This is a genomic window from Oceanobacillus sp. CFH 90083 (assembly GCF_009389585.1).
In the GTDB taxonomy this organism is placed as follows: Bacteria; Bacillota; Bacilli; order Bacillales; family Amphibacillaceae; genus Oceanobacillus.
On sequence record NZ_VIYG01000003.1, the window covers coordinates 328,932 to 341,575 of the forward strand.

The window sequence follows — 12,644 nt, forward strand, 5'->3', positions numbered from 1 at the left end:
TACTTATTATTAACTTTAACACATGTTGTTACATATATGAAACAAATGCCTTTTTACGTTATTAAAATGAAGTGCCCCCTCTCTATAACTTGCTTCATATCCTTGCCTGCTGCCTGAAAAATGATAATCTGATAATAGGGGATCAACACCAATTTCAATATAGTTTGTCAACCATAGAAGATCGATGATGAATGTTCTCCTTTTCAACAAGTGTGTTTTAGGAATATGTTAGGATATAAGATGATATATTGTTCTTGCTTAGGAAGTGATTTCATGAATACACGTATACAAAAGATACTTAAAGAATTGAGATTAGCTCAGGGGTTCCTGACCAGTTCCGACATTGCTTCTTTGCTGCAGGTTAGTTCCAAAACGATACGTAATGATGTGAAGGTGTTAAATGAGCTACTAGAATCATATGGCGCACAGGTAGTATCTTCAAGGGGAAAAGGGTATCGGCTTATGGTTAAAAATGAACGATTATTTTATCAATTTGTCCAGACGCAAATGAATGAACAACGGGAGAACATTCCTTCTAATCACCAGGATCGTGTCAAATACTTAATGGAAAAGCTGTTAATGCGTTCGGATTATAGTAAAATGGATGCTTTGGCAGACGACCTGTATATAAGTCGCTCTACTTTACAGCATGATTTAAAGCATATTCGCGACATATTAAAGGGATATAACTTAGTTTTGGATCAAAAACCTTACTATGGTATCAAGGTTATTGGCGATGAGAGTCAAATTAGGTATTGTATCTCTGAGTATTTATTTAATCAACAACCAGTCTTAAACGATAATATGGACGACTGGTTAGATATTTTATCTAAAAAAGAATTGGAAGTCATTAAAGACAGTGTCTTATTTAATCTAAGAAAATATCATATTATTATTTCAGATATCAGCTTACAAAATCTAATAACGCATATTGCGATTGCATGTAAGCGGATTTGTGAAAGCCATCCCGTACAGATGATTTATCACCATCTCAAAGAAATAGAGACCACAAAAGTTTTCTTAGTTGCAAAAGAAATCACAAAAACGATTCAAGAAAAACTGCAAATTTCCTTTTCTAAACATGAGATTGCATATTTGGCTATTCATTTACAAGGTACAAAGATTACAAATTCTTCTATTCAAAATGCAGAAATTATTTCAGTTATAGATAATGATATTCAGGAAACAGTTCAAGAAATGTTAAAACGCATTGATGATGAGTACGGATTCCATTTATCTGATGATGAAGAAGTACTGTTAACGATGAGCTTGCATTTAAAACCAGCAATAAGCCGGTATAAATACAGGATGAACATCAGGAATCCGATGCTGGACGATATTAAATCAAAATACCGGTTGTCCTTTGATGCTGCATTAATTGGGGCGCAAGTAGTACAAGAAAAGATGGGTTTCCTGATTGATGAGAATGAGATTGGTTACTTGGCTCTCCATATTGAATTAGCGCAAGAGAGGCAAAAGAAGAATAAAAAGGATGTTCCAAGATGTCTCGTAGTTTGTGCATCTGGACTGGGCAGTGCACAGCTTTTAGTGTATAAGCTGCAAAATGAATTTGGGGACCAGTTACATATTATCGGTACAACAGAGTATTATAATTTGCGACAACAGTCTTTTGCGAACATCGATGTTATCATCAGCACGATTCCAATTGAAGAAAAGTTACCTGTTCCAGTTATACATGTAAGCACCATTCTTGGTGAGACGGATGTAAGTAAAATTAATACTTTATTAGTGCAAGGAGAGGTTTTATCTGAAAAGTATTTACGAAAAAGATATACATATTTTCAAAAGAATTTTGATACGTGGAAAGAGGTCTTATCGTTTATCTGTAAAGAGCTTGAATCCGATGGCCAGGTGAATGAGTGCTATTTAGAGTCGGTGCTGCAACGGGAGAGCTTTTCTCCAACCAGTTTTGGTAATATGGTCGCCATTCCTCACCCCATTGAACCGCAAACAGAAGATACATTTTGGTCAATTGTTACACTTCAAAAGTCTATTCAATGGGGAGACAAGCCTGTGCAGTTAATCGTGTTATTAAATATTAGCAAAAATATTAAACGTGATCTGAAACCAATGTATACTTTATTAATGAAACTATTAGACGATAAAAATATGGTGAAAGAAATCTTACAATGTAAGACGTATGAACAATTAATAGAGATAATTAAATAAAATAAGAATGCTGCATTACCCGGGGAATGAATGCTTTCCCGGGATTTTTCCTGTTCCCTTTTCTAACTTGGTGTTAGGAATTTCCCTTGTCAACGGAAAATGAGTCTCTGCAAATGAATGCGTTTACAATTTATAATGAAAATAAGATATAAACGGAAGAGATAGACATGTTCTTCCTGATAAAGGAGATGATGATACAGGAGATTTTTCTCATCGGTATTTAAAAGGGTATCTCTATCTAAAAAATTATATCCAAAGAGTAGTTTGAACAATTACATTTAATGGAGGAATGTGAAATGAAAAAAGCGTTGATTATTTGTGCAGGTGGTATGTCGTCTTCTTTGTTGGCAAAAAAAGCGACGGAGTATTTAATGGGGAAGGATTATGATATTAAGGTGGATGCTGTTTCTGCGTCTGAAGGTGCTAAGCGAATAGAGAATAGCGATTTTGATTTATTCCTAGTGAGCCCGCAAACAAAAATGTATTATCAAAATCTGAAAAAGGCTGGGGATCGTGTCGGTAAACCAGTAGTAAATATACCGCCGCAGGCATATATTCCTATTCCAATGGGGGTGGAAAAATTAAGTAATCTAATTTTACAGGAACTTCCCGAATAATAATCTGTTGCAGATGCAGGTTTAAGTTTAAAAGGGCAATGAGATGTGGTCGTTTTGCCACCGCTATGACGATTACTTCCACTGAATTATCGGAACAAGCCCTTATTAAAAAATGATAGCTGCTGGATATGAGATGTGAAGGGGGATATTTAATGGATCAGGAACAAATACAGCGCATTGCCTTTGAAATTATTTTGCACAGCGGATCATCAAGAACGATGATCCATGAAGCCTTTGCCATGATGCGAAATAATGAATTGACATATGCTGTAGACAAGCTACAGGAAGCAAATGAAGAAGTATTGCTGGCACATCAATCGCAAACGGCATTAATGCAGCAATATTCATCTGGAGAAACTGTCCATATGGATATTATTATGGTTCATGCACAGGATCACTTAATGACGACGATGACGTTGAGAGAAGTTGCGTTAGAAATGCTGCATCTATATGAAAAACTCGAAAAATAATGAGGGATTTGTATATGAAAAACGATGAAAAGACACAAATTGAACAAAACAGGAAAAAATTTAGTATTAAATCCATGTATTTTAATCGATATTTATTGGTAAGGTATGTTTCTGCATTATTCTTTTTTACTAATTTATACTGGATGATTTCCTTATTGATTAGCGATTCATCATTATATGTTATCCCGTTGATATTAATGGCTGGGTTGTTATTCAGTATTGCAGAGCAAGTGAAAATATATAGTAACCATACCAATAACGCTAAATACACCAAATACAGTTATTTAATGCTGCTTATTACAAATTTAATTTTAATTATACCAACATGCTTTTCTTCATCATTTACGCAATTGTTTCCTTTTCTTTTAAATCAAGAGAAGTCTAAAATATTGGTTTTGATTATTTTGGTTGCCGGGATATTACTGAGTGCATTGATTCTCTATCGCTTAAATCAGATTAAACATAATGAAGATAAGCATTATGAACGAATCAAGAATTATGAAAAGGCTGTTAATTAATATAGTTAGAAATGAGGGATTCCAATGGCATCGGAAAGTGGAGAAAATAAAGTATTTGCTTTTTTAGAAAAATATCTGATGGGGCCTATGGGGAAAGTTGCATCTCTTCGTGTTGTGCGCGCAATCATGGCTGCCGGGATGGCGTCTATTCCATTTGTAATCGTAGGGTCCATGTTTTTAGTGCTAAACGTATTGCCGCAGACACTTACCTTCTTGCAAGGCTTTTTTGATAATACATTTTTTAGAATCAGTGATCTATATATGTTAGCGAATAAAGCAACGATGGGAATACTCGCAATCTATTTCGGTCTTGTGATTGGTTATGAATATACAAAAATTTATGCCGAGGAGGAAGAGTTAAATCTCAGTCCTTTAAACGGTGCTTTGCTATCGATGTTTGCCTTTTTTATCACTATCCCCGAAATCATATTAGAAAATGGTCTGATGTCACTCGTACATCAGATTGACGAAAATAATATGACGGTTCACGGATGGCAAATGGTAGAAGATGGTGTAAGCCGTTTAGGAGCGACAGGGATATTTACAGCAATTCTTATGTCTGTCTTAGCGGTGCAGATATACCGACACTGTGTGAAGAAAAAATGGGTCATAAAAATGCCTGAAGCAGTACCAGAAGGCGTATCCAGATCATTCACCGCGTTAATTCCGGCATTTTTAGTTGCTTTTGCTGTTTTATTAGTTAATGGAATTTTAATAGCATTAGGTACGGATATATTTAAATTAGTAGCCATTCCCTTTGGATTCGTAGTAAATATTACAAATAGCTGGTTAGGTATTCTGGTTATTTACTTTGTCGTCCATGCACTTTGGATTGTAGGCATCCATGGGGCAACGATTGTTTTTGGGTTTTTGACACCAATTTTTCTTTCAAATATACAATCGAATATAGATGGCGCTAATATTCCGCTGGCAGGAGAATTTAACAATGCTTTCGTAACGATTGGCGGCTCTGGAGCGACTTTAGGTTTATGTATATTTATTGCATTTATGGCTAAATCAAAACAATTAAGTGTTTTAGGTAAAGCAGCTCTTGCACCCGGTATCTTTAATATTAACGAACCATTAATATTTGGATTACCGATTGTTTATAATCCTTTCTTAGCAATCCCATTCTTTTTAGCGCCAATGGTATCAGCATCAATCGGTTATTGGGCGATAAAACTGGGATTTGTTGAATCAATTATTGCAATGATGCCTTGGCCTACACCAGTAGGAATCAGTGGTTTTATTAGTACAGGCGGAAGCTATATGGCAGCAATTGTTTCAGTGCTTTGTGCTTTTGTAGCATTTCTGATTTGGCTTCCATTCATTAAAATGTATGATAAGAAGTTAGTTGATCAGGAAAAAGGGGAAGACGCGTTAATTTAGATCATTAACATGGTTTTTAAATCACAATTTAGCAGAAACAATATAGCCGATTCATGCAATGAAGAAACGGAAGACATCTAATGTAGAGGAATAGGGTCAGTCAGATAATATGCTTCAGCTTAAGGACTTTGACCAGGAATTTAGTCGTTGGCATAGGATACAAATAACCCGTCTCCCTTAGCAGGCGGGTTATTTGTATCAAAACAGAAAAGAAGGGAGGATTAAAAATTGCTGCTGATTACTTATGAAAATAAAAAGCAAAGGAGTGCATGGAATGAAGAAAACATTGAAATTTTCAAGCATTTTAATGGGAATGATAGTGACTCTATTTGTCTTAGCCAGTTGTTCATCGGGGACATCTGAAGTCGATGATAACCAGCTGACAGGAGTATATTCCATTCATGTAGGGGGTTATGACTGGGGACCAGGTGTTGATAAAGTTACCGTAGAATTTAACAAAATTCTTGATGAAATTCCGAAAGAGGAGATTCTTATTGAGGAAACAAAAGAAGTAATTGATCCTGGTGATAGCACGTCTATAATCGAAGAATCCTTTGAGCGGGAAGTTGTAGATGCTTACTATGTGGATGAAAAAGGAGAAAGTTCGGAGGAGCCGACACCATTCGTTGTGTTTGAATTATATGTGAGTCCGGAAGAAGGGAATCCTTTTGTATATAATGTGGAAAAATCGCGTAATGCGTGGAGCGACCCATATTATTTATCCTTCTCATTAATAGAAGGAGAGACTCTTGTATCTGATGGAAAAGAAGTGGAAGAGATGAACATTGAGCAAGATCCGGAAGAAAGAACAACGGATGCAGACCAGTTTGAGTATGATTCATTTGAAGCTGGCAATGGAACAACTTTTAATTATGCACACTATTCTCCTGAAACAGATACAGATACTTTATTTGTTTGGCTGCATGGCGGCGGGGAAGGTGATGGTGTGGAAAATACAGATCCATCTGTAGCTTTATTAGCTAATAAAGCTGCCATTTTAGCAAATAGTCCTTTCCAGCAGACAATAGGAAATGCACATGTTTTGGTTCCTCAAAGTCCTACAATGTGGCTGGATATGGATGGGGAAGGTACCCGAACAACTGATGGAACGTCTTATTATGACGAATCCTTGAAAGAAATGATTGACTTTTATAAAGAAGAGGTTGGTGCTTCTAAAGTTGTGTTAGCGGGGCCATCAAATGGAGGTTACATGGTTCTGAGGTTGGCCGTTCTGTATCCAGATGCTTTTGATGCGCTCATACCAATATGTGAGGGCTACGAGGATCGTTTTCTGACAGATTCCCAATTAGAGGCTATTAAAGATATTCCAATGTTTTTTATCTATAGTGAAGACGATGATACTCTTCTTCCCGAAGAGCATACTGTCCCGACAGTGGAACGTCTACGTAAGTTGGATGGATCTGAAATAGCGGTTTCTTCTACAGAAACAGTAATAGATACATCCGGGGAACATAAGGACGAGAATGGTGATCCTCATCAATATGATGGGCACTGGTCCTGGGTTTATTTCTATAACAATGAATCGTTTGCTGATGATAATACGCCAGTCTTTGAATGGATTGAAAAGCAACTGGCGGAATAAGAGATACTCTATTTCTTTTTAAAGCAGGAAGCTCAAATTATCATTGGGTTCGAAACGTGTTGTTACATTTTCGGGACAAATGACTTCTCCTGTTATTAAAAACGAAATGTTCCCTTGCTATTTATAACTTACTAGATATTGATACAATGAATTTATAAAGAAAAGTTAAAACATGTTTTTTTAAATACTTGGAGGTGCGTGGAGCATGACGAAAGGTATAAAAATCGCAACAATTGGCGGAGGATCAAGCTATACACCAGAGTTAGTAGAAGGATTTATTAAACGATATGATGAATTTCCGTTGAGCGAACTGTGGTTAGTCGATATTGAGGAAGGAAAGGAAAAGCTGGAAATCGTCGGGAACTTTGCGAAACGAATGATCGAGAAAGCTGGTCTTCCGATTGATGTACATTTAACATTGGACCGGAGAGAGGCACTGAAGGATGCTGATTTTGTTACAACGCAATTTCGTGTCGGCGGTTTGTCTGCACGGGCAAAGGATGAACGTATTCCAGTGAAATATGGCGTACTTGGTCAAGAAACGAATGGACCTGGCGGGCTGTTTAAAGGCTTGCGGACGATCCCGGTCATTTTGGAAATTACAAAAGAAATGGAAGAGCTTTGTCCGGATGCATGGTTAATCAACTTTACGAACCCGGCTGGTATGGTGACGGAGGCTGTATTACGTTACTCTAATATTGATAGAGTTGTAGGCTTGTGTAATGTTCCAATCGGGATGGAAATGGGGATTGCAAAATTATTAGATGTAGATCATTCCCGTATTCATATTGATTTTGCAGGGCTGAATCATATGGTCTACGGTCTGGATGTATACTTGGATGGTGTCAGTGTCAAAGGTGAAGTCCTTCAAAAATTAGCCGATCCAGAAAACAGCAGCTTCGTTAAAAATATTGATGGGATAGGCTGGGAGCCGGAGTTTACGCAAGCATTAGATGCTTTAACATGTCCATATCATATGTATTACTACAAGTCGAAAGAAATGCTGGATAAGACGATCGAAAGCTCCAAGGCAGAAGGTACCCGTGCGGAGGTCGTTCAGGCGTTGGAAAAAGATTTATTCGAGCTTTATAAAGATGAAAATCTTAATATCAAACCACCTCAATTAGAAGAGCGGGGCGGAGCATATTATTCGGATGCGGCCGTTCGATTGATTACATCTATCTATAATGACAAGCGGGATATTCAGCCGGTAAACACAATGAATCGTGGTGCTATTGCAAGTATTCCCGATGAATCCGCCGTTGAAATTAGCTGTGTGATAACCAAAGGTGGCCCTGTTCCACTGGCTGTAGGAGATTTACCTGTTGCTGCCCGTGGACTTGTACAGCAAATTAAATCATTTGAACGTATTTCAGCAGAAGCGGCTGTAACTGGCGATTATAATAAAGCAGTACTTGCTTTAACAATTAATCCATTAACACCAAGTGACACGATTGCGAAACAAGTAATTGATGAAATGATGGAGGCACATAAGGAACATCTCCCGCAATTTTTTCAAGAAAAAGTAACTGTGAATAAATAGTAGCATGTTGTAATGCAGGAGCTGGGATTATTTTGTAAGAAAGGTCAAAATACCCGGCACTGCATTATAATTGTTTAACCATGGCGGTGTACATATGATAAAGCTGGTGTTAACGATACATAAGTCTGCCTCGTTTACCACTTTCTCCTGCTAAATAAAGTATTCAAACATAGAGAACCCCCCCGAAATGATTCGGGGGGCTCCATCATTATTACAGCTCTTCACCGTTCGTTGCAATAACATTTTTATACCAATCAAAGCTTTTCTTTTTCATACGGTTTAATGTACCTTCTCCTGCATTATCCCGATCTACATAAATATAGCCATAGCGTTTTTTCATTTCTCCGGTGGATGCACTCACAATATCAATTGGGCCCCAGCATGTATAGCCGATGATATCCACGCCATCCTCGATTGCTTCACCCATTTCTGCAATATGTTTTTGCAGATAATCGATTCGGTAGTCATCATTGATGGTTCCATCAGCGTTCACTTCATCAATGGCTCCGAGACCGTTCTCTACCACAAATAATGGTTTTTGATAGCGGTCGTACAGCTGGTTAGCTGTAATGCGGAAGCCTTTTGGATCAATGGTCCAGCCCCATTCGGATTTAGCAACATAAGGGTTGGAAACAGATCCGAAGACATTGCCGCTGGTAGCGTTCTTAAGAACTTCCGGGTCTGTACTGGTTGTCCGGCTGGAATAATAACTAAATCCGATATAATCAACGGTATGATCTTTTAGGATTTGTTCATCTTCTGGTTCCATCTCTATTGTCAGATTGTTATCCTTAAAGAAACGTTTGGCATAGCCCGGATATTCTCCCCGTGACTGCACATCAATGAAGAAGAAAGATTCACGGTCTTTTTCCATAGCTTTGAAAACATCATCCGGATTACTTGTATAGGGATAGAACATTCCTGCAGCCAACATACAGCCGATTTGTGCATTTGGAATAATTTCATGACATGCTTTTACAGCTTTGGCGCTGGCAACAAGCTGGTGATGGGCAGCCTGATAGAGTACCTGGTCACGATTTACTCCTTCTTTAAGTACAATACCAGCTCCCATGAATGGAAGATGCAGCAGCATATTGATTTCATTGAATGTCATCCAGTACTTTACTTTGTCTTTGTATCTCTCGAAAATAGTAATAGAGTATTTTTCAAATAAATCAACGAGCTTTCTGCTTTCCCAGCTGTTATACCGTTCGATCAGTGATACAGGCACGTCAAAATGGGCGATGGTTACAACAGGTTCAATATTGTGTTTAAGTAACTCATCAAACAAGTCATCATAAAATTGCAGACCTGCTTCATTAGGAGCTGCGTCATCGCCATTTGGGAAAATTCTTGCCCATGAGATAGAGAGTCTGAATGATTTGAAACCCATTTCTGCAAATAATGCGATATCCTTTTTATAATTGTGATAAAAATCAATCGCTTGATGACTAGGATAGAAGTCTTCCGGATTCGGAGTTAAACGATTAATATTACCTTCCATGATTGCTCTTCTCTTAGAGCCGGTAGGAAGTAAATCAACGTTTGTCAGTCCTTTTCCATCCTCGAGATAAGCTCCTTCTACCTGGTTGGCGGCAACAGCACCGCCCCATAAAAAACCTTCTGGAAATTTGTTATTAGCCATGAAAATTCCTCCTTGAATGTTTTAATAAATATATTTTTTAAATAGTTTCTTTAAACTTTCGTTATAATTAATACATCTTCCTTCGCTATTGTATCACCAGACACCATTTCAAGCTCATCATATGAATTGGTATTCGTAATGATAATAGGGGTGGTGACGGAATATCCTGCTTTTTCGATTTGGTCTATATCAAATTCGACCAGAAGATCTCCTGCCTTCACTGTATCCCCCTGTTTGATGTGTGCTTCAAAGAATTTTCCATCTAACTCAACGGTATCCATTCCGATATGAATCAGAATTTCTGCACCATGGTCTGTTGTCAAACCTATGGCGTGATTCGTTTTAAAGAGTGTTGTAACGACACCATTTGCAGGTGCATACATCCGGCCTTCATGTGGATGAATCGCGACACCTTTACCCATTGCCTCGGAGGCAAATACGTCATCCTGAATGAACGGTAATGGTATAACATCTCCGTTTGCAGGGCTTAAAATATTTTCATTTTGAACCGTTTTTTCTTTATTCATCTGGCTTACGTTATCTTCAACCAATGCTTTGTCCTGAATTTCTTCCTGCATTTTTTCATCCCCGATGACCGCTTCCGTATTTTCTTTTTGATTAATACGACCAAAGAAGTATGTTAATACGAAGGCAATAACGAAAGCAACAACGATGGAAACCATCATACCCCAGAATCCACCGTCAATACCGTTCTCCGGATGGATGAATGTTGGGATTTTAAATACGCCCAGAGGCCCTGCACTATAAAGTGCTGCACCTGTCATTGCAATGATTGCCCCACCTGCAGCAGAGCCGATACAGCTCATCACGAATGGTGTTTTAAGCGGCAGTGTAATACCGTAAATAGCAGGCTCTGTAACACCAAAGAATCCGGATACAAAGGCGGGAAAGCTCAATCGTTTTAATTTTTTATTCTTCGTTTTTATCCAGACCGCAAGCACGGCACCAATTTGGGCGAAGGATGCGGCAAATGTCATGGCGATAAGCATGTCAAACCCTTGAACTGCTAAGTTATTATAGTAAATCGGGATAATTCCCCAATGGATACCGAAAATAACTAATACCTGCCAGAATCCGCCAACAACGATACCAGCAATGATTGGGACAGCTTCATATCCTGTTTGGATGGCATATCCAATGGATTGTGCCAGCCATGTTGCAATTGGACCAATCACAATAAATGTTAATGGTACAATGATAAGTAATGTTAAAAATGGTACGATAAATGACTTAACCACCTGTGGAATAATCGATGCAAACCAGCGTTCCACCTTAGCAGCAAAGTAAGTCGATAAAATAATTGGTATTACTGATGCTGTATAACTCATTAAGATAATTGGAATCCCTAAAAATGACACTTGTACGGGTGATTCTAATACCGTACCGCTGAATAATGTCATAAATGGTTCGCTTTCTCTGATTCCTGCGAGGTTCGGGTGAACAAGTGCAGCAGCAATCGCCATACCAAGGAAGGGGGTGCCGCCAAATTTTTTCATGGCTGTATAGCCTAAGAAAATAGGTAAGAATGTAAAGAATCCATCACCAATGACATTCAGGATTTGAGAAGTACCACTGGTATCTTCTAACCAGCCCAGTGCGATGAACATAGAGTTAAACCCTTTTATAATACCTGTTGCCATCAGTAAAGGGAGAACCGGGATAAAGATATTGGAGATAATATCGATGAAACTGGAGAACAATCCCTTTTTCTCTTTATCTTTTCCTTCATTGTCATCTTCTTGCTTCTCCGTTTCAAATCCGCCTACAGCAACGACAGCTTTGTAAACATCCGGAACATGGTTGCCGATGACAACCTGGAATTGTCCTGAACTTTCCCGGACTGTTACGACATCTTCATGATTTTCTAATGCTTTTTTATCTGCGTTTTTGGAATCCTTCAACCTGAAGCGGAGTCTTGTCACGCAGTGTGTTACACTATTTACGTTTTTTGTACCGCCAACCAGATCAATAATCTCTTTAGCTAATTGCTCGTACTTCATCCTTTTCCCTTCTTTCTAGTTTGTTGTGAAAATTTGCAAATAAAAAACCTGAACTGATTAAATAGACACAAAGAGATTGCGTCATTCCATTCAGTTCAGGTTATGCCCAAAATAGGTAACATTCCTAAATTTGTATTTACAATTTTTTAATTATTTAACAACTTTAATTTATCATTACTTTTTTATGAAGTCAATAAGATTTTTAAGCGAATGATNTAGGTAACATTCCTAAATTTGTATTTACAATTTTTTAATTATTTAACAACTTTAATTTATCATTACTTTTTTATGAAGTCAATAAGATTTTTAAGCGAATGATTTGCTTTCTAGAGTTTTTCACCATTTGTCGCAATCACATCTTTATACCAATAAAACGAACCTTTACGATATCTTTTCTTTGTTCCATTGCCTAAATCGTCTTGATCTACATAAATAAAACCATACCGCTTTTTCATTTCTGAAGTGCCTGATGAGATAATATCAATCGGTCCTCACATTGTGTAGCCGAAAAGATCTACACCATCGTTAATCGCTTCCCCATATGGATAAATTACCTTTTCAAGCACAAATAAATGAGACACCCTAGCCCGCTGCCTTATCTTTGTATAAATATAACTCGTTTATAGCTGGGTAATCCGTCTGTGTTGT

The 12,644-nt window shown here is 37.8% G+C and carries 9 protein-coding genes and 1 pseudogene; 7 read left to right on the forward strand and 3 right to left on the reverse strand.

Going from position 1 to position 12,644, the window contains the following annotated elements:
• Positions 1-273 precede the first annotated feature (273 nt).
• From FLK20_RS06480 to FLK20_RS06510, 7 genes are all read left to right on the forward strand, one after another.
• Positions 274-2,190 (forward strand): BglG family transcription antiterminator, encoded by a 1,917-nt coding sequence (locus FLK20_RS06480; RefSeq protein ID WP_194165550.1) that lies wholly within the window; start codon positions 274-276, stop codon positions 2,188-2,190.
• Between the two features lie 296 nt (positions 2,191-2,486).
• The gene (locus FLK20_RS06485; RefSeq protein ID WP_152655729.1) at positions 2,487-2,807 is read left to right on the forward strand and encodes a PTS cellobiose transporter subunit IIB; all 321 of its coding nucleotides are present in this window, start codon (positions 2,487-2,489) and stop codon (positions 2,805-2,807) included.
• 152 nt (positions 2,808-2,959) lie between these two features.
• The gene (locus tag FLK20_RS06490) at positions 2,960-3,277 is read left to right on the forward strand and encodes a PTS cellobiose transporter subunit IIA (RefSeq protein WP_152655730.1); all 318 of its coding nucleotides are present in this window, start codon (positions 2,960-2,962) and stop codon (positions 3,275-3,277) included.
• A 14-nt stretch (positions 3,278-3,291) separates the two neighbouring features.
• Positions 3,292-3,795, forward strand: coding sequence for a hypothetical protein (locus FLK20_RS06495; protein ID WP_152655731.1), 504 nt, complete (start codon positions 3,292-3,294; stop codon positions 3,793-3,795).
• A 24-nt stretch (positions 3,796-3,819) separates the two neighbouring features.
• On the forward strand, positions 3,820-5,184 hold the full coding sequence (celB, locus tag FLK20_RS06500) for a PTS cellobiose transporter subunit IIC (RefSeq protein ID WP_152655732.1): 1,365 nt from the start codon (positions 3,820-3,822) through the stop codon (positions 5,182-5,184).
• Between the two features lie 274 nt (positions 5,185-5,458).
• On the forward strand, positions 5,459-6,787 hold the full coding sequence (locus tag FLK20_RS06505) for a hypothetical protein (protein WP_152655733.1): 1,329 nt from the start codon (positions 5,459-5,461) through the stop codon (positions 6,785-6,787).
• Positions 6,788-6,992: 205 nt separating this feature from the next.
• Complete coding sequence (locus FLK20_RS06510) at positions 6,993-8,330, forward strand: 6-phospho-beta-glucosidase (RefSeq protein WP_152655734.1); 1,338 nt, start codon at positions 6,993-6,995, stop codon at positions 8,328-8,330.
• Positions 8,331-8,541: 211 nt separating this feature from the next.
• Here FLK20_RS06510 and FLK20_RS06515 read toward each other — a convergent pair whose 3' ends face one another.
• The 3 genes and pseudogenes from FLK20_RS06515 to FLK20_RS06525 form a co-directional block, all read right to left on the reverse strand.
• Positions 8,542-9,975 (reverse strand): 6-phospho-beta-glucosidase, encoded by a 1,434-nt coding sequence (locus FLK20_RS06515; RefSeq protein WP_152655735.1) that lies wholly within the window; start codon positions 9,973-9,975, stop codon positions 8,542-8,544.
• Positions 9,976-10,025: 50 nt separating this feature from the next.
• Positions 10,026-11,996: a beta-glucoside-specific PTS transporter subunit IIABC gene (locus FLK20_RS06520; protein ID WP_152655736.1), complete on the reverse strand. Its 1,971-nt coding sequence runs from the start codon at positions 11,994-11,996 to the stop codon at positions 10,026-10,028.
• A 326-nt stretch (positions 11,997-12,322) separates the two neighbouring features.
• Positions 12,323-12,532: pseudogene (locus tag FLK20_RS06525) on the reverse strand (family 1 glycosylhydrolase); the annotation flags it as partial.
• Positions 12,533-12,644: the final 112 nt, after the last annotated feature.